14 protein-coding genes are annotated in these 19,329 nt (G+C 40.2%); 12 read left to right on the top strand and 2 right to left on the bottom strand.

Annotated elements, in window-relative coordinates; translation table 11 throughout:
- Positions 1–3 precede the first annotated feature (3 nt).
- The 3 genes from ciaR (at position 4) to HMPREF1048_RS09830 (ending at position 5,787) form a co-directional block, all read left to right on the top strand.
- Entirely contained in the window at positions 4–678 is a 675-nt protein-coding gene (ciaR, locus tag HMPREF1048_RS09840) for a two-component system response regulator CiaR (RefSeq protein WP_000590639.1), read from the top strand.
- Entirely contained in the window at positions 668–2,002 is a 1,335-nt protein-coding gene (ciaH, locus tag HMPREF1048_RS09835; RefSeq protein WP_000491797.1) for a two-component system sensor histidine kinase CiaH, read from the top strand. Before ciaR ends, ciaH begins: the two co-directional genes overlap by 11 nt.
- 257 nt (positions 2,003–2,259) lie before the next feature.
- Positions 2,260–5,787 (top strand): pneumococcal-type histidine triad protein, encoded by a 3,528-nt coding sequence (locus HMPREF1048_RS09830; protein ID WP_000672560.1) that lies wholly within the window; start codon positions 2,260–2,262, stop codon positions 5,785–5,787.
- A 302-nt stretch (positions 5,788–6,089) separates the two neighbouring features.
- On the opposite strand, the gene HMPREF1048_RS09825 is transcribed toward HMPREF1048_RS09830, so the two are convergent.
- Positions 6,090–7,640 carry an ATP-binding cassette domain-containing protein gene (locus HMPREF1048_RS09825; RefSeq protein WP_004249133.1) on the bottom strand — a complete coding sequence of 517 codons (1,551 nt, stop codon included), beginning with the start codon at positions 7,638–7,640 and terminating at the stop codon, positions 6,090–6,092.
- Positions 7,641–8,239: 599 nt separating this feature from the next.
- Between HMPREF1048_RS09825 and HMPREF1048_RS09820 the strand changes: the two genes are divergently transcribed.
- The 7 genes from HMPREF1048_RS09820 to HMPREF1048_RS09790 all read left to right on the top strand — a co-directional run bounded on the left by HMPREF1048_RS09820 (position 8,240) and on the right by HMPREF1048_RS09790 (position 16,812).
- Positions 8,240–8,782, top strand: coding sequence for a YceD family protein (locus tag HMPREF1048_RS09820; protein WP_000773216.1), 543 nt, complete (start codon positions 8,240–8,242; stop codon positions 8,780–8,782).
- Positions 8,782–9,411 (top strand): endonuclease III, encoded by a 630-nt coding sequence (gene nth / locus HMPREF1048_RS09815; protein ID WP_000244443.1) that lies wholly within the window; start codon positions 8,782–8,784, stop codon positions 9,409–9,411. The genes HMPREF1048_RS09820 and nth overlap by 1 nt, the downstream gene beginning before the upstream one ends.
- A 210-nt stretch (positions 9,412–9,621) precedes the next feature.
- Positions 9,622–10,143 carry a bifunctional pyr operon transcriptional regulator/uracil phosphoribosyltransferase PyrR gene (gene pyrR / locus HMPREF1048_RS09810; protein ID WP_000644747.1) on the top strand — a complete coding sequence of 174 codons (522 nt, stop codon included), beginning with the start codon at positions 9,622–9,624 and terminating at the stop codon, positions 10,141–10,143.
- A gap of 18 nt (positions 10,144–10,161) precedes the next feature.
- A complete protein-coding gene (locus HMPREF1048_RS09805) occupies positions 10,162–11,085 on the top strand; it encodes an aspartate carbamoyltransferase catalytic subunit (protein ID WP_001293846.1) in 924 nt (307 codons plus the stop codon).
- Between the two features lie 49 nt (positions 11,086–11,134).
- Positions 11,135–12,214 (top strand): carbamoyl phosphate synthase small subunit, encoded by a 1,080-nt coding sequence (locus HMPREF1048_RS09800; protein ID WP_000166840.1) that lies wholly within the window; start codon positions 11,135–11,137, stop codon positions 12,212–12,214.
- Between the two features lie 201 nt (positions 12,215–12,415).
- A complete protein-coding gene (carB, locus tag HMPREF1048_RS09795) occupies positions 12,416–15,592 on the top strand; it encodes a carbamoyl-phosphate synthase large subunit (protein WP_004249132.1) in 3,177 nt (1,058 codons plus the stop codon).
- 302 nt (positions 15,593–15,894) lie between these two features.
- Positions 15,895–16,812, top strand: a complete 918-nt coding sequence (locus HMPREF1048_RS09790) for a bifunctional riboflavin kinase/FAD synthetase (protein WP_000587438.1) — start codon at positions 15,895–15,897, stop codon at positions 16,810–16,812.
- Between the two features lie 87 nt (positions 16,813–16,899).
- On the opposite strand, the gene HMPREF1048_RS09785 is transcribed toward HMPREF1048_RS09790, so the two are convergent.
- Positions 16,900–17,748: a YitT family protein gene (locus HMPREF1048_RS09785; protein WP_000592057.1), complete on the bottom strand. Its 849-nt coding sequence runs from the start codon at positions 17,746–17,748 to the stop codon at positions 16,900–16,902.
- Between the two features lie 141 nt (positions 17,749–17,889).
- On the opposite strand from HMPREF1048_RS09785, the gene HMPREF1048_RS09780 reads away from it, so the two are divergent.
- Positions 17,890–18,729: a DegV family protein gene (locus tag HMPREF1048_RS09780; protein WP_000161384.1), complete on the top strand. Its 840-nt coding sequence runs from the start codon at positions 17,890–17,892 to the stop codon at positions 18,727–18,729.
- Between the two features lie 107 nt (positions 18,730–18,836).
- On the top strand, positions 18,837–19,112 hold the full coding sequence (locus HMPREF1048_RS09775; RefSeq protein WP_001284642.1) for an HU family DNA-binding protein: 276 nt from the start codon (positions 18,837–18,839) through the stop codon (positions 19,110–19,112).
- The last annotated feature ends 217 nt before the right edge of the window (positions 19,113–19,329 follow it).

The following is a 19,329-nucleotide window of genomic DNA, read 5'->3' as shown; positions in this document are numbered from 1 at the left end:
CTCATGATAAAAATCTTATTAGTTGAGGATGACCTAGGCCTGTCAAATTCAGTATTTGACTTTTTAGACGATTTTGCGGATGTCATGCAGGTATTTGATGGAGAAGAAGGTCTCTATGAAGCTGAAAGTGGCGTCTATGATTTGATTTTGCTCGATTTGATGTTACCTGAAAAAAATGGCTTCCAAGTCTTGAAAGAATTGCGTGAAAAGGGGATTACGACTCCAGTTCTGATTATGACTGCCAAGGAAAGTTTGGATGACAAGGGACATGGATTTGAACTGGGAGCAGATGATTATCTGACTAAACCTTTCTACCTAGAAGAACTCAAAATGCGGATTCAAGCCCTTCTCAAACGTTCAGGTAAGTTTAATGAAAATACCTTGACTTATGGAAATATTGTGGTTAATTTGTCAACCAATACCGTTAAAGTCGAAGATACTCCTGTCGAATTGCTGGGGAAAGAGTTTGATTTACTGGTTTATTTCCTTCAAAATCAAAATGTTATTTTGCCTAAGACTCAGATTTTTGATCGTCTATGGGGATTTGATAGTGATACAACGATTTCGGTTGTCGAAGTCTATGTTTCAAAAGTCCGTAAGAAATTAAAAGGAACCACTTTTGCAGAGAATTTGCAAACCTTGCGCAGTGTTGGGTATATTTTAAAAGATGTTCAGTAAACTAAAAAAAACATGGTATGCGGATGATTTTAGTTATTTTATTCGTAACTTTGGTGTCTTCACTCTGATTTTCTCCACCATGACTCTAATTATTTTGCAGGTCATGCACTCGAGTCTCTATACTTCGGTGGATGATAAGCTTCATGGACTGAGTGAAAATCCTCAGGCAGTTATTCAGCTTGCTGTAAATAGGGCAACAGAAGAGATTAAAGACTTAGAGAATGCCGCTACAGATACTAGTAAGACTGAGATAAAACCCAATGTCAGTTCCAATACGGAGGTTATTCTTTTTGATAAGAATTTTACACAGCTCCTTTCTGGAAATCGATTTTTGGGATTGGATAAGATTAAGTTAGAAAAGAAAGAACTAGGCCATATCTATCAGATTCAGGTTTTTAATAGCTATGGACAAGAAGAAATCTATCGCATGATTTTGATGGAAACGAATATCAGTTCGGTTTCAACCAATATCAAGTATGCAGCTATCTTGATTAATACTAGTCAGTTGGAGCAGGCCAGTCAAAAGCACGAGAAATTGATTGTGATTGTGATGGCAAGTTTCTGGATTTTATCTTTACTTGCAAGTCTCTATCTAGCTAGGGTCAGTGTTAGGCCCCTGCTTGAGAGCATGCAGAAGCAACAGTCCTTTGTGGAAAATGCTAGTCATGAGTTACGAACTCCACTCGCAGTTTTGCAAAATCGCTTAGAGACCCTTTTTCGTAAGCCAGAAGCTACCATTATGGATGTGAGCGAAAGCATTGCATCGAGTTTGGAAGAAGTCCGAAATATGCGTTTTTTGACGACAAACTTGTTGAATTTGGCTCGTCGAGATGATGGGATTAAGCCGGAACTTGCAGAAGTTCCAACTAGCTTTTTTAACACGACTTTCACTAATTATGAGATGATTGCCTCGGAAAATGACCGTGTCTTCCGTTTTGAAAATCGCATCCATCGCACGATTGTCACAGATCAGCTTCTCTTGAAGCAGTTGATGACTATCTTATTTGATAATGCTGTCAAGTATACTGAAGAGGACGGTGAAATTGATTTTCTTATCTCGGCGACTGATCGCAATCTGTATTTACTGGTTTCTGATAATGGAGTCGGTATTTCAGCAGAAGATAAGAAGAAAATTTTTGACCGTTTTTATCGAGTGGATAAGGCTAGAACCCGCCAAAAAGGTGGTTTTGGTTTAGGATTATCTCTGGCCAAGCAAATTGTAGATGCGCTTAAAGGAACCATTACTGTTAAAGATAATAAACCCAAGGGAACAATCTTTGAAGTGAAGATTGCTATCCACACACCATCGAAAAAGAAAAAATAAAAATATCGCTCCAGACGGGGCGATATTTTGGATTACGTGACTTTCGGTCCGTCTCGCTAAGTCAGGTGTGAGACAGGCAAACCACCCGTTTTAGGGGTGGTCATGATTAAAATAACATAAAAATCTTGACAGATAAACTTAAAAAATGTAAACTATTTACTGGTTAATTAATTGGTTAAATAACCAATTTAGAAAACTATTTAATCAAGTAAAGGAAGTTAAGAAAAAGCTTCATCATTTATTGAAATGAGGGATTTATGAAATTCAGTAAAAAGTATATAGCAGCTGGATCAGCTGTTATCGTATCCTTGAGTCTTTGTGCCTATGCACTGAACCAGCATCGCTCGCAGGAAAATAAGGACGATAATCGTGTCTCTTATGTGGATGGCAGCCAGTCAAGTCAGAAAACTGAAAACCTGACACCAGATCAGGTTAGCCAGAAAGAAGGAATTCAGGCTGAGCAAATTGTCATCAAAATTACAGATCAGGGCTATGTGACGTCACACGGTGATCACTATCATTACTATAACGGGAAAGTTCCTTATGATGCCCTCTTTAGTGAAGAACTCTTGATGAAGGATCCAAACTACAAACTTAAGGATGGAGATATTGTCAATGAGGTCAAGGGTGGTTATATCATCAAGCTCGATGGAAAATATTATGTCTATTTGAAAGATGCAGCTCATGCTGATAATGTTCGAACCAAAGATGAAATCAATCGTCAAAAACAAGAACATGTCAAAGATAATGAGAAGGTCAGTTCAGATGTTGCTGTAGCAAGGTCTCAGGGACGCTATACGACAGATGATGGTTATGTCTTTAATCCAGCTGATATTATCGAAGATACTGGTGATGCTTATATCGTTCCTCACGGAGGCCACTACCACTATATTCCAAAAAGTGATTTGTCTGCTAGTGAGTTAGCTGCTGCTAAAGCTCATTTAGCTGGCAAAAATACGCAACCAAGTCAGCTAAGTTATTCTTCAACAGCTAGTGATAATACTAATCAAGCTATAGAGAAAGAATCAACTAGCAAGCCAGAAAGCAAAGTTGAAAATCTCCAAAGTCTATTGAAAGAACTCTATGATTCGCCTAGTGACCAACGTTACAGTGAATCAGACGGTCTGGTTTTTGACCCTGCTAAGATTATCAGCCGTACACCAAATGGTGTTGCGATTCCGCATGGCGATCATTATCACTTTATTCCTTATAGCAAGCTCTCTCCTTTAGAAGAAAAGATTGCTAGAATGGTGCCTATCGGTGGAACTGATTCTACGGTCTCTACAAATGAAAAACCTCATGAAGTAGCGTCTAGTCTAGGAAGTCTTCCAAGTAATCCATCTATATTGAATAATGCTTCTTCAACGTTAAATAAGGAAATTCCTTCAACATCTGATGGCTATATCTTTAATCCAAAAGATATCGTTGAAGAAACAGCCACAGCTTATATCGTCAGACATGGTGATCATTTCCATTACATTCCTAAGACGAATCAAATTGGTCAACCGACTCTTCCAAACAATGGTCTAGCAACACCTTCGCCATCACTTCCAGTCAATCCTGGTGTTTCACATGAGGAACATGAAGAAGATGGGCACGGCTTTGATGCTAATCGTATTATTGCGGAAGATGAAGCAGGATTTATCATGAGTCATGGTGACCACAATCATTACTTCTTCAAGAAGGATTTGACTGCTGATCAAATCAAGGCAGCGCAAGACCACTTGAAAGAGGCAAATACAGCAACACCAAATCCAGCTCATGATAACGATCACGATGAAGATCATCATGGACACCATCATGATGAAGACCATGATCACGGTTTTGATGCCAATCGTGTCATCAGTGAGGATGAGCAAGGATTTGTCATGAGTCACGGAGACCACAATCATTACTTCTTCAAGAAAGATTTGACAGCAGAGCAAATTAAGGCAGCACAGGATCATCTGAAAACACATCACGATGCAGAGCCTGTAAAACCTCTTGCTAAAACAGTAGAGTCTTTCTCAAGAGATGCTAGTGATGAAGAAAAGATTGCTTATATTTCGAAGACATACGGCGTTCCACTTGAAGCGATTAGAATTTCAAACGGATTCTTTGTCTTTGGAAATCCAGACCAAGCCTACGATCCAACTCATATCCATCCCTATGCTGTTCGTAAGGAACACGTTCGGATTCCTCTTCAAACTGGCAATCCAGAACTTGATTTCCTAAATGAACTTTATACTACTGCTTTGCGAGATGGTGTGTCTCCTTATAGTTTACAGGTAGAAAATGGTAGTTTTGTGATTCCTCATGGCGACCATAATCACTACATCAAGGTTCAAACGAAGGGCTATGAAGTAGCTTTGAAAAACAAGATTCCAGCCCTACAATCCAATTATCAACCTGGAGCTTTTGATGAGAAGGCAGTCTTGGAAAAAGTAGATCAACTTCTAGCTGATAGCAGAAGCATCTACAAAGACAAGCCTATCGAACAAAGACAGATTGAGTTAGCCTTAGGTCAGTTTACTGAAAACATGAAGAAACTGGCAACTAACTCTACAGCAGGTTATCTTGCGACACTTGATCTCTTTGATAAGCAATATATCCATATTGATGAAAGTGTCAAACCTGTTGAAACAAGCGCTCTAGATAAGAAATATCAGGCCTTGATTGATAAAATCAATACACTGGATACAGACTCTTATGGACTTCCTAAGAAAGACCTTCTCGTTCGACTCCAAGAAGCTAAATTGGCAAAAGATGAGACTGCTTTAGCAGCGGTTGAATCACAACTTCAAGCTCTTCAAGACTTTAATGATCGAACAGGTGTTACAACAGTTGAATACATCAAGTACTTCTACGAACACGTAAATGACGGTCGTTTGAGTGATGAACTTCGAAACAAAGTGGCTCAGTTGACTTGGACCTTGTATCAATCTCAATCCTTCCTTAAGGCAGCAGAATTGAACAAATTATTCCCAAGCATCTATCAGGCAAAACAAGAAGTGGAAGAAGCTTTGAAAGCTCAGCCAACTACTGCGAAATCAAGTCAGACAGTTCTAGATACTGAAAAAGTTGATAATCAAAGTGCCAAGACAGCCATTTATGGCTTCTTGAAAGAATTGTACGGAGACTTTATGCCTGAAGAGCATATGAATCATGTCAGCAAGGAACAAGTAGAAAGTCTCTTGAGCAAGGCAACTCAACTCTTAGAGCAAATCCAAGAAGAAGGAATCAGACAATCCTTGGCGGAAGAAGTAGAAAATCTCAAAGCTGCCACAAATAAGGCTGATGCAGATTTGGATGAAGTAAACAGCCAGGTGAAAGATGTCTTGACTCGTATCGCTAGTGCCCTTCAACAAGAGAAAGAAAATGCTGAGCAAGATCCTCAGACACTTGTACTCTATCAAAAACTTTACGATATCCTCATGTCACTTCACGCTTACTTAGAAAACAATAAGGGTTCTGATGAGGACTTTGATAAGGTGGATACTCTACTAGATCAACTTTCTGCTAAGAGTAAAGATAAAGCTGCTTTACTTGAATTGACAAAAGCTATTCTGATCTTGAATCAAGAAATCAAGTCAAAATCAAGCGCGAGTGAAGAAGCAAGTCCAGCAACAAATGCTGAAGCAAATGGTGATAAGATAAGTCCCGAAACTGAAACATTAGCAGCTGCAGAATCTAACAGTGAAACTGCCAGTGACGAAAACAAACCGAGCAACGCAACAGATTCTAAAACTGCTGAATCAACTTCAGAAAAGGAAACAGCAGAATCTACAACAAGTACTGGAAATTAAGAAAAACCAGTAGAATAAAAAAGTTGGTAGATAAAAAGTTTGTGGTCGTAGATCTAGGAGATTTTCCCATTCAAGTCTGTTTCCTATTTCTCATTGTAATTATAAACCATGGCAACATAAGAAAACGAGCATTTCCAACTGAGGAGGTGCTCGTTTTTTGATAGTTAGAAGTAGTTTTTATCCGTCTATTTAGAGTTGATTACAAGAAATTATTAACTTGAATGTGGATATAAGATTTATTCACTGATTATAATGTTTAAATAGCGCTCCAAAGCAAAGAATTATCCTCATGAGTATGAATCTTATAAATTAACTACCTCCAAACCGTGTTCTGTCAAGCGATAGATGCTTGAACAGACCTCTTTTAAGAAACGACGGTCATGCGAAACAGTGATGAGACCGCCTGGATAGGTTGCAAAGAGTTTTCTGATTTGGGGTTGAGAAGTTGGAGAAAAGTTTCGTGTAGGTTCATCCAACAGGAGAAAGTTTGGTTTGCACAAGACTAAATCCAAAAGCAGGAGTTTACCCTGTTGTCCGCCAGATAGGGAGCGGATTTGATGTTGCATTTCTGGATAACTGAAATTGAGACTGGCTAAGTGAGATTGGATTTTCTGTAGTTCCTCTTTTTCTCCAGTTTTGCTGAGGTGGGCTATTGGTGATAAATCCAATTGCAGTTTTTTGTGGTAATCTTGTGGCATAAAACCAAGCGAAATTTCTCTTTTGGCGCTTAGTAGTTGTTGCAACTTGGCTAACAGAGTTGATTTTCCAACACCATTTGGTCCGATGATACCGATTTTTTCTCGGCCACGGACAGTTAGTTGTAACTCCTGAACTAAAACGCGCTCGCTAATGGACAAATTTTCCTTTTCCAGTTGGATTAAGACTTTAGAAGCCGGTAATGGTTGGATATCTGAGAAGAAAAGTCTGATTTCTTCCTCTTCAAGTGGCTTTTGGGTCATGGCCTGAGCTGCCCTTTCGTAGCGTTTTTCTTGTGAGAGGACAGTTTTCATCTTTTTAGCCAATAGGCGACCGGCAGTACTGTCTTTGGTAGCTCGAAGCGCAGTTTCTACATTTTGCTTGACTCGCCGATGTTTTTCCATGGTTTTATCGTAGGCTCTTTGGTCGTTAGCAGCTTGCTTGCTTTGTTTGGTAAAATTAGCCTTTCTCTGGTCGCTATAGCTATCATAGTCTAAATGCTCTACTAGCGTTTCTGCTTCTTTACGGTGCTTGACCAGTCGCAAGTGAACAATAGTGTCTGCCGTTTGAGAAAGAAAGTCTTCATCATGGGAAATGAAAATAACGGTTTGCCTCATCTTCTGTATCTGTCTTTTTAGCCAATCAACCGTCTCAAGGTCTAGGTCATTTGAAGGTTCATCTAAAAATAGAATCTCAAAGGGTTTGGCTAACTCATGGATGAGCTGAATTTTCAAAGCTTCACCCCCTGATAGACTACCAATTTCTTGGTTGCTAGCGAAGCGATCGCCATCAAAATGCAACTCCTCCGCCAAACGATAGAGGATACTGTAGTCTAAATCAGCAGGATCTAAGAAAAAGTAGTCGTGTAGAGTTTTCTTTTTCAGGTCCTCGGGGAGTTTTTGAGGAATGTAGGCTATTGATTGATAATCAGATTGAATGTCTCCCCTGATAGTGAAATCAGGCAAAGCTTCTCCCATTAAAGTTTTAAGTAAGGTTGATTTGCCATTTCCTTCCTCTCCAATAATAGCTACCTTTTCCCTATCCTGGATGGTCATGCTTAGATCAGAGACAAGGTCTCGTAAATCTTTGTTTTGTGTGATGGTCAGGTGATTGATTTTTATCATATGATTGCCCTTTCTAGAATGTTCATAGTGCATAACAAAAAGCTCTACTTTACCTAGTAGAGCCAAAGTTTATGTCAAAAAACTCTATTAATACTCTTCGAAAATCTCTTCAAACCACGTCAGCGTCGCCTTACCGTAGATATATGTAACTGACTTCGTCAGTCTTATCTACAACCTCAAAGCAGTGCTTTGAGCAACCTGTGGCTCGCTTCCTAGTTTGCTCTTTGATTTTCATTGAGTATAAAATGCCAGAAGAAAGAGCATAAAAGAGTACACAAAAAGAGACAAAAACAAGATCTACTAAATAAAGGTTCTTTATTTGATAGACTTAGTTGTTCATGTCTCCCTTACCTCCGAGTATTAGTATCTTTATACTATACCTTTAAGGAAATTTTGTCAACAGAAAACTGGAAATTCCAAGTTCTAAAATCCGAGTGGTAAGCATTTGTAATGAGTTCTTTGTTTTCCATGTGAGCATCCTCCTTGCTATCATGTATTATTGCCTATAGTATAGCACCAAAAAATATAGTGATAAATATATTAAAAAATCGAATTTTAATTACAAAGTTTGATGTGCTGATTTGTAGCCTTTTCATGGTATAATCAAGAGAGTAAATCTTTATGGAGGAAGTATGAAATTAAATATTCAAGAAATTCGTAAGCAGTCTGAAGGCTTGCATTTTGAACAAACGTTAGACCTAGCCACAGACTTGCGTGCACGCAATCAAGAAATTTTAGATGTAAAAGATATCCTTGCAGTTGGGAAAGTACAGTACGAAGACCGTATGTATTTCTTAGATTATCAGTTGTCTTATACCATTGTCCTTGCTTCAAGTCGTAGTATGGAGCCAGTTGAGTTAGTTGAATCTTATCCAGTCACGGAAGTTTTCATGGAAGGCGCAGCTAACCAGCTAGATCAGGAAGTTTTAGACGATGATTTGGTCTTGCCTATCAAAAATGGAGAACTTGACCTTGCTGAGAGCGTGTCAGACAATATCCTGCTTAATATCCCTATCAAGGTTTTGACGGCTGAAGAAGAAGCTGGTCAAGGATTTGTGTCAGGAAATGACTGGCAAATCATGACAGAGGAAGAATATCAGGCTCAACAAGCAGTTAAGAAAGAAGAAAACAGTCCTTTTGCTGGCTTACAAGGACTATTTGATGGAGACGAATAATGGTCTTGTCAAAAAAACGCGCACGAAAGGTGCTAGAAGAAATTATTGCTCTTTTTCCAGATGCCAAGCCCAGTCTTGATTTTACCAATCATTTTGAACTACTAGTTGCGGTCATGTTGTCAGCTCAGACAACAGATGCAGCGGTAAATAAGGCCACACCAGGTCTCTTTGCTGCCTTTCCAACGCCACAAGCCATGTCTGTAGCGACAGAGAGTGAGATTGCTTCACACATTTCTCGCCTGGGACTGTATCGAAATAAGGCTAAATTCCTTAAAAAATGTGCCCAACAGTTACTAGACGATTTTGATGGTCAAGTACCTCAGACTCGAGAGGAATTAGAAAGTCTGGCAGGTGTTGGTCGCAAGACAGCCAATGTTGTCATGAGTGTGGGCTTTGGGATTCCAGCCTTTGCAGTGGACACTCATGTTGAGCGTATCTGCAAGCATCATGATATTGTCAAGAAATCTGCTACACCGCTTGAGGTGGAAAAGAGGGTTATGGATATCTTGCCGCCTGAGCAGTGGTTAGCAGCTCATCAGGCTATGATTTATTTTGGAAGAGCCATTTGTCATCCTAAAAATCCAGAGTGTGACCAGTACCCACAATTATATGATTTTAGCAATTTGTAAGATGGAACATCGAAAGTTTTTGCTTGATTTTAAGCATGCTTTGTGCTATAGTAATTGATAACTAAATATTCCTTTAAACCTGTCCCGTGAGGCAGGCAAGGAGCGTGATAAAGTAGAAGGGTGAAGTCTATACTGTTTGCAGTAGGGCTTACTTAGCTATACATTTCAAGTCTCCTTGTTTAAGGAGACTTTTCTTTTTGGAGGTTTGTCATGAAGGCAAAAGAAGTTGTAGACGAATTGACCGTCAAACGAGCGATTACGCGTATTACTTATGAGATTATCGAACGCAACAAAGATTTGAATAAAATCGTCTTGGCTGGTATTAAAACTCGCGGTGTCTTTATCGCCCACCGAATCCAAGAACGTTTGGAGCAACTAGAAAATCTTTCAGTTCCTGTTGTGGAATTGGATACTAAACCCTTCCGTGACGATGTTAAAAGTGGAGAAGATACTTCTTTGGTTTCTGTCGATGTGACAGACCGCGAAGTTATCTTGGTGGACGATGTGCTTTATACAGGCCGCACTATCCGTGCTGCTATTGATAATATTGTAGGTCATGGTCGTCCTGCGCGCGTGAGTTTAGCAGTTCTAGTCGATCGTGGACATAGAGAATTGCCAATCCGTCCAGATTACGTTGGAAAAAATATCCCAACCAGTCGTTCTGAAGAAATCATCGTAGAGATGGCAGAACTTGATGGCCAAGACAGAGTTCTGATTACTGAAGAAGCTTAGAAAGCTAAAGGAGTAGCCATGTCAGAAAATCAACAAGCATTGAACCATGTGGTGTCCATGGAAGACCTCACTGTCGATCAAGTGATGAAATTGATCAAGCGAGGAATTGAGTTTAAAAATGGAGCTCAGCTTCCTTATGAAGACCATCCGATTGTTTCCAATCTTTTCTTTGAGGATTCTACACGGACGCATAAGTCCTTCGAAGTGGCAGAGATTAAACTGGGGCTGGAACGACTTGACTTTGATGTGAAGACTAGTTCGGTTAATAAGGGTGAGACACTTTATGATACCATCCTGACTCTGTCTGCCTTAGGAGTGGATGTCTGTGTGATTCGTCACCCAGAGGTTGACTACTACAGAAAGTTAATTGCTAGTCCCACGATTACGACTTCCATCATCAATGGTGGAGATGGTTCGGGCCAACACCCTAGCCAGAGCTTGCTTGATTTGATGACCATTTATGAGGAATTTGGCCACTTTGAGGGTCTCAAGGTTGCGATTGCAGGTGACTTGGACCACTCACGTGTTGCCAAATCCAATATGCAGATTTTGAAACGCTTGGGAGCTGAACTTTACTTTGCTGGACCTGAGGAATGGAGAAGTCAAGAGTTTGCAGACTATGGACAGTTTGTAACCATTGATGAAATCATTGATCAGGTGGATGTCATGATGTTTCTCCGTGTGCAACATGAACGCCATGATAGTGGAGCTGTCTTTTCAAAAGAAGACTACCATGCCCAACATGGCTTGAGTCAAGAACGTTATGATCGTTTGAAAGAAACAGCAATACTTATGCACCCAGCTCCAGTCAATCGTGATGTAGAAATCGCAGATCACTTGGTTGAAGCGCCAAAATCACGGATTGTCCAACAAATGACCAATGGTGTCTTTGTTCGAATGGCAATCTTAGAATCCGTACTGGCGAGTAGAAACGCCAACTAAAACACAAGACGTTAAAAGACGCCAGTGAGCGTCCACGAGAGGTGAAAATATGACAAAAAGACTTCTAGTATTAGAAGATGGCACAGTTTTTGAAGGAAAGGCCTTCGGAGCAGATATTGATGTAACAGGCGAAATCGTCTTTAATACAGGCATGACCGGCTACCAAGAATCCATTACAGACCAGTCTTATAATGGACAAATCTTGACCTTTACTTATCCTTTGGTAGGAAATTATGGAATCAACCGTGATGATTACGAATCCATTATTCCAACTTGTAAGGGAGTCGTTGTTTTTGAAGAAGCGCGTCGAGCAAGCAACTGGCGCAACCAAATGACGCTAGATGAATTTTTGAAAGCCAAGAAAATTCCGGGTATTTCAGGGATTGATACGCGTGCACTTACCAAGATTATCCGTAAGCATGGTACCATGCGTGCAACTTTGACTCATGTTGGGGACAGTATGGACCATGTGACGGACCAGCTCCAAGCAATAGTTTTACCGACAGATAATATCAAGCAGGTTTCTACTAAAACATCCTATCCAGCTCCAGGAGTTGGTTTGAGTGTAGTGCTAGTGGATTTTGGTCTCAAGCACTCAATCTTACGTGAACTTTCTAAACGCAACTGTAACGTGACGGTTGTTCCTTATTCGACAACGGCTGAAGAAATTCTCCATCTCAATCCTGACGGAGTTATGTTGTCAAATGGTCCAGGTAACCCAGAAGATGTTCCACAGGCACTGGATATGATTCGCGGTGTACAAGGAAAAATTCCAATCTTTGGTATCTGTATGGGGCACCAACTCTTTGCAATGGCAAACGGGGCTAAGACCTATAAGATGAAGTTTGGTCATCGTGGCTTTAACCATGCGGTACGGGAGATTGCTACAGGCCGCGTAGATTTTACCAGCCAAAACCATGGTTATGCAGTCAGCCGTGAGGATTTGCCAGAACACTTGATTATCACCCACGAAGAAATCAATGACAAGTCAGTTGAAGGTGTGCGTCACAGATACCAACCTGCTTTCTCTGTTCAATACCATCCAGATGCAGCCCCTGGTCCTCATGATGCAAGCTACCTATTTGACGAGTTTATCGAGATGATGGAAGCTTTTAAACAATCAAACTAAGAACGAGTAAAAGCTCGTCGGAGAATTTATTTAATGGCAACCTGAGAGTTGCCGAATAGAAAGGAGAAGGGTGCTCCGTATTTGCTGAACTGAATACGGGCTACGGACGGTGCTAAAAAGATAGTTATTCCTAGAACTGACAGTTCTTCGTCATAACTCCTATTTTAGCTTTGTCCGCTTGACGCCCTTAATATCTTATATATGCCTAAACGTACTGATATTCAAAAAATTATGGTGATTGGTTCTGGTCCGATTATTATTGGTCAGGCTGCTGAGTTTGACTACGCTGGGACCCAGGCTTGCTTGTCGTTGAAAGAGGAAGGTTATGAGGTTGTCTTGGTTAACTCAAACCCTGCCACCATCATGACGGACAAGGAGATTGCGGACAAGGTTTATATTGAACCGATTACACTTGAGTTTGTAACGCGTATTCTTCGTAAGGAACGTCCAGATGCCTTGCTACCAACCCTTGGTGGGCAAACTGGTCTTAATATGGCCATGGAATTGTCTAAAAATGGTATCCTAGATGAGCTTGGTGTTGAACTTCTGGGTACTAAACTATCTGCCATCGACCAAGCGGAGGACCGTGACCTCTTTAAACAATTGATGGAAGAGCTGAACCAACCAATTCCAGAGTCTGAAATTGTCAACACAGTAGAAGAAGCAGTTTCTTTTGCAGCAACAATTGGCTACCCAGTCATCGTCCGTCCAGCCTTTACTCTTGGTGGCACTGGTGGTGGTATGTGTGCCAACGAGGAAGAATTGCGCGAGATCGCTGAAAATGGTCTGAAGTTGTCACCTGTTACCCAATGTTTGATTGAGCGTTCAATCGCAGGATTCAAGGAAATTGAATACGAAGTCATGCGTGACTCAGCTGACAATGCTTTGGTTGTATGTAACATGGAAAACTTTGACCCAGTCGGGATTCACACAGGAGATTCCATTGTATTTGCCCCTGCCCAAACCATGTCAGATTATGAAAACCAAATGCTACGTGACGCGAGCTTGAGCATCATTCGTGCCCTCAAGATTGAAGGTGGATGTAACGTTCAGCTGGCTCTTGATCCACACAGCTTCAAGTACTACGTCATCGAAGTAAACCCTCGTGTATCACGTTCGTCAGCCCTTGCATCTAAGGCGACAGGTTACCCAATTGCCAAATTGGCTGCTAAGATTGCCGTCGGTTTGACCTTGGATGAGGTTATCAACCCAGTCACGGGTTCAACCTATGCCATGTTTGAGCCAGCCCTTGACTACGTCGTTGCCAAGATTCCACGTTTCCCATTTGACAAGTTTGAAAAAGGTGAGCGCCGTCTTGGGACACAGATGAAGGCCACTGGAGAAGTCATGGCAATCGGTCGAAACATCGAAGAATCTCTCCTTAAAGCCTGTCGTTCCCTTGAAATTGGTGTGCACCACAATGAAATGCCTGAGCTTGCAGCAGTTTCTGATGATGCCTTGATTGAAAAGGTTGTTAAGGCCCAAGATGACCGTCTCTTCTATGTGTCAGAAGCTATTCGCCGTGGTTACACACCAGAAGAAATTGCAGAACTTACAAAAATCGATATCTTTTATCTCGATAAACTTCTACATATCTTTGAGATTGAGCAGGAGTTGGGTGCCCATCCACAAGATCTTGAAGTTTTGAAAACTGCAAAATTGAATGGATTTTCAGACCGTAAGATTGCTGAACTATGGAAAACGACAGCTGACCAAGTGCGCCAACTTCGTTTGGAAAACAAGATTGTTCCTGTTTATAAGATGGTCGATACTTGTGCGGCAGAATTTGACTCTGAAACACCATACTTCTATTCAACCTATGGTTGGGAAAACGAGTCTATCAAGTCTGATAAGGAATCTGTCCTAGTCCTAGGTTCTGGTCCAATCCGTATTGGTCAAGGGGTAGAGTTTGACTACGCAACAGTTCACTCGGTTAAGGCTATTCAGGCGGCTGGCTATGAAGCCATCATCATGAATTCAAACCCAGAGACCGTTTCTACAGACTTCTCTGTATCAGATAAGCTTTACTTTGAGCCATTGACATTCGAAGATGTTATGAACGTCATTGACTTGGAGCAACCAAAAGGTGTTATAGTTCAGTTCGGTGGTCAAACAGCCATCAACCTTGCGGAGCCATTGGCAAAAGCAGGTGTGACCATCCTTGGGACACAGGTTGCTGACCTAGACCGTGCCGAAGACCGTGACCTCTTCGAGCAAGCTCTAAAAGACTTGGACATTCCACAGCCACCAGGACAAACGGCTACCAATGAAGAAGAAGCAGTGCTTGCAGCTCGCAAGATTGGCTTCCCAGTCTTAGTTCGCCCATCTTATGTTTTAGGTGGACGTGCTATGGAAATCGTAGAAAATGAAGAAGATCTTCGTTCTTACATGCGTACAGCGGTTAAGGCTAGTCCTGACCATCCAGTCCTTGTTGACTCTTATATCGTTGGACAAGAGTGTGAAGTTGATGCTATTTCAGACGGAGAAAATGTTCTTATCCCTGGTATCATGGAGCACATCGAACGTGCCGGTGTCCACTCAGGTGACTCAATGGCCGTTTACCCACCACAAACCTTGTCGCAAAAGGTGCAAGAAACCATCGCAGACTATACTAAACGTCTAGCAATCGGTCTTAACTGCCTTGGAATGATGAACATCCAGTTTGTTATCAAGGATGAAAAAGTCTATGTTATTGAGGTTAATCCACGTGCCAGCCGTACGGTTCCATTCCTTTCTAAGGTGACCAATATTCCTATGGCTCAAGTAGCGACCAAGCTCATTCTTGGGCAAAACCTTGAAGAACTTGGCTACCAAGATGGACTTTACCCTGAAAGCACCCGCGTTCATATCAAGGCACCTGTCTTCTCCTTTACCAAACTAGCTAAGGTAGACAGCTTACTCGGTCCTGAAATGAAGTCAACAGGTGAAGTTATGGGTTCTGATACGACTTTGGAAAAAGCTCTCTATAAAGCCTTTGAAGCTTCTTACTTACACTTGCCAACTTTTGGTAACGTTGTATTTACCATCGCTGATGATGCCAAAGAAGAAGCCTTGGACTTGGCTCGTCGTTTCCAAAATATTGGCTATGGTATCCTCGCGACAGAAGGGACAGCAGCCTTCTTTGCTAGTCATGGATTGCAAGCCCAACCTGTTGGTAAGATTGGTGATGATGATAAGGATATTCCAAGCTTTGTTCGTAAAGGAAGAATTCAAGCTATCATTAACACAGTAGGAACCAAACGAACTGCTGACGAAGATGGTGAGCAAATTCGTCGTTCAGCCATTGAACACGGGGTACCCCTCTTTACAGCCCTAGATACAGCTAATGCCATGCTTAAGGTACTTGAAAGTCGTAGTTTTGTTACAGAAGCAATCTAGTTTAGAAAAGTTTTTCACAGTTTAAAAGCCAGCGTTTTATGACGCTGGCTTTTGCGATATTAGTGCAGGTTATTCAACTATCAGTTCTTCACTCAAGAATGATGATGAATTGTGATACGATGAGAATAAATTGGGAATGGCTTATGATGTTAATCGTTCACCTTTTTTGTAATTCTAGTATATCAGAGTCAATATATATTTGCATGCTACTCCCTTTTGAAAAAAAGGCTATTTCAGGTGAAAAAAACGACATTTCAGATTTTCTGTTCCAGAAAAAGCTATCGCTATGATATAATTATTTTATGATTATTACTATTCCTATAAAAAACCAAAAAGATATTGGCACACCATCTGATTCAGTCGTTGTTCTCGGATATTTTGATGGTATACACAAGGGGCATCAAGAATTATTTCGTGTTGCCAATAAGGCTGCGAGAAAAGATTTATTACCTATCGTCGTTATGACCTTTAATGAATCTCCAAAGATTGCTTTAGAGCCTTATCATCCTGATCTGTTTTTACATATTTTGAACCCTGCTGAACGTGAGAGGAAATTAAAGCGTGAAGGCGTAGAAGAATTATATCTCCTTGATTTTAGTAGTCAATTCGCTAGTCTCACGGCAGAAGAATTTTTTGCAACTTATATCAAGGCTATGAATGCCAAAATTATTGTTGCAGGTTTTGATTATACATTTGGTTCTGACCAAAAAACGGCAGAAGACTTAAAGGATTACTTTGATGGAGAAGTCATTATCGTTCCACCTGTAGAAGATGAGAAAGGAAAGATTAGTTCAACTCGTATCCGTCAAGCTATTTTAGATGGAAATGTAAAAGAAGCAGGAGAACTTTTGGGGGCACCGCTTCCATCAAGAGGTATGGTGGTTCATGGCAATGCTCGTGGTCGTACGATTGGTTATCCAACAGCTAATTTGGTGCTTTTAGATCGTACTTATATGCCAGCAGATGGCGTTTATGTCGTTGATGTTGAGATTCAAAGACAGAAGTATCGTGCTATGGCTAGTGTCGGGAAAAATGTGACCTTTGATGGAGAAGAAGCACGTTTTGAAGTCAATATTTTTGATTTTAATCAAGATATTTATGGGGAAACCGTCATGGTTTATTGGCTTGATCGCATTCGAGATATGAGCAAATTTGACTCAGTTGACCAATTAGTGGATCAGTTAAGGGCTGATGAAGAAGTAGCTCGGAATTGGTCTTAAGAGTTTGGGTAATTAAAAAAGAGGCTGTTTGTAACCCAAAAGATAGATGAATAAGTCTAACTTTTGAGGTCACTACACTACCTCTTTTTATTCTTTTTCAAAGGTGAATCCTTCTCCAAGGATTTCATGGGCTTCTGTAATGGTTATAAAGGCTTGAGGATCGATTCGATGAATCATTTCCTTCATTTTCACAATCTCATTTCTACCGACAATACAGTAAATGATTTTCAAATTTTCTTTACTATAGTAGCCTTGACCAGAAATAAAAGTAACGCCTCTTCCTAGGTCATCATTAATCGCTTTAGCAAGTTGGTCAGGACGTTTTGTAATAATCATAAATCCTTTACCAGCATAGCCACCTTCTCCAATCAAATCAATGACACGCGAAACGATAAAATCAAATAAGAGCGTGTAGGAAACCAATCTCAAGTCCTTGAAGATTAGGAGAATGAGCATGAGAATACAAAAATCTAAGATAAAGAGCAGTTTTCCCATGGATATATGAGTGTATTTGTTGAGAATACGAGCTAGAATATCAGTACCACCAGTTGTACCTCCAGCATTAAAGATAATTCCAAGACCAATTCCCAATAGAATTCCCGCTATAAGTGCAGTAATCAGTAAATCACCTTGAAGGTCAATATGAAGGGGAATACGCTCAAAAAAAGCCAACCAAGCTGACAAAGCTAAGGTTCCAAGCAAACTAGAATAGAGAGATTTTGCTCCAAATATTTTCCAAGCTAGGATGAAAAGGGGAATATTAATCAGCAGGTTCATGAGGGAAACAGGGATTTTAAAAAGATAAAAGGTGATGAGGGTAATACCTGTCGCCCCTCCTTCAAAGAGATGATGGGGAACTACAAAATAAGTCAGTCCAAAAGCATAAATAGCAGCACCTAGTAAAATGGTAAAAATGGGGTAAATTTTTTTAATCATAGGACACCTCTTTTCTTATAAGTTGATTATATCAAATTTTTACGGAAAATTTGATTGACTCCATTAGGATTTTTAATCTTTTTTTGATATAATTAGAAGTAAGAAAACCAATCTGAATCCTAAAATAGAAAGATTGATACTATGACAAAAATTAAGATTGTAACCGATTCATCTGTTACTATTGAACCAGAACTAGTAAAACAATTAGATATTACAATTGTTCCATTATCTGTAATGATTGATAATGTTGTTTATTCTGATGCGGATTTGAAAGAAGAAGGTAAATTTCTTCAGTTGATGCAAGCAAGTAAGAATCTTCCTAAGACAAGCCAACCGCCTGTAGGTGTCTTCGCTGAAGTTTTTGAAGACCTATGCAAAGATGGTAGCCAGATTCTTGCTATTCATATGTCCCATGCTCTTTCGGGGACTGTAGAAGCAGCACGCCAAGGTGCCAGCCTATCTACTGCCGACGTGACGGTGATCGATAGTTCCTTTACTGACCAAGCCTTGAAATTCCAAGTTGTTGAGGCTGCAAAATTAGCGCAAGAAGGCAAAGAGTTGGAGGAAATCTTATCTCATGTAGAAGAGGTTAAAAACCACACAGAGCTCTATATTGGCGTTTCAACTTTGGAAAATCTTGTCAAAGGTGGACGAATTGGCCGTGTAACTGGATTGTTGAGCTCACTTCTCAATATCCGTGTTGTCATGCAAATGAAAGACCATGAATTGCAGCCAATTGTTAAAGGTCGTGGAGCTAAAACCTTTAAAAAATGGTTGGATGAGTTGACAACATCTCTCTCTGAACGTTCTGTAGCAGAGATTGGAATTTCATATTCAGGTAATGCTGACTGGGCAAAAGAGATGAAAGAAAGTTTACAAGCTTATGTTGAAAAACCAATTTCTGTTTTAGAAACGGGTTCTATTATTCAGACTCATACAGGCGAGAATGCGTGGGCTATTTTGGTACGTTACCATTCCTAAAAAAATAAAGAAAATGCGAATAAATAGCGTTTTTAACTTGACCTATAAGGGATTTTAGGATATGATTATATTTGTTAATTAGAAATTAATTTGGAGGAATCATTAACATGGCAAACAAACAAGATTTGATCGCTAAAGTAGCAGAAGCTACAGAATTGACTAAGAAAGACTCAGCAGCAGCAGTTGAAGCTGTATTTTCAGCAGTAGCTGACTACCTTGCAGCTGGTGAAAAAGTTCAATTGATCGGTTTTGGTAACTTTGAAGTTCGTGAGCGTGCTGCACGTAAAGGTCGCAACCCACAAACTGGTAAAGAAATCACAATTGCAGCTTCTAAAGTTCCAGCATTCAAAGCTGGTAAAGCTCTTAAAGACGCTGTTAAATAATTAGCCCTTAAAAAGCCTATTGTATCAAGCTTTCTAGCTTGGTCAGTAGGCTTTTTTTGTGTATAGGGGGCAAAAAAGGGGCAAAATACTATTTTTTCACTTGTTTTAGGATGATGTCAACCAGCATTTTCGTTATTTTCTAAGAGTGATGAGTTTTTATTGTTTATCCGTAGGATGATCGACTATTTTAAATAATACTGTATTTCTAGCTTATACT

The sequence above is a fragment of the Streptococcus mitis SK575 genome (genome assembly GCF_000257865.1).
Lineage (GTDB): Bacteria > Bacillota > Bacilli > Lactobacillales > Streptococcaceae > Streptococcus > Streptococcus mitis_CQ.
This window is presented reverse-complemented; position numbering and strand designations above follow the sequence as displayed.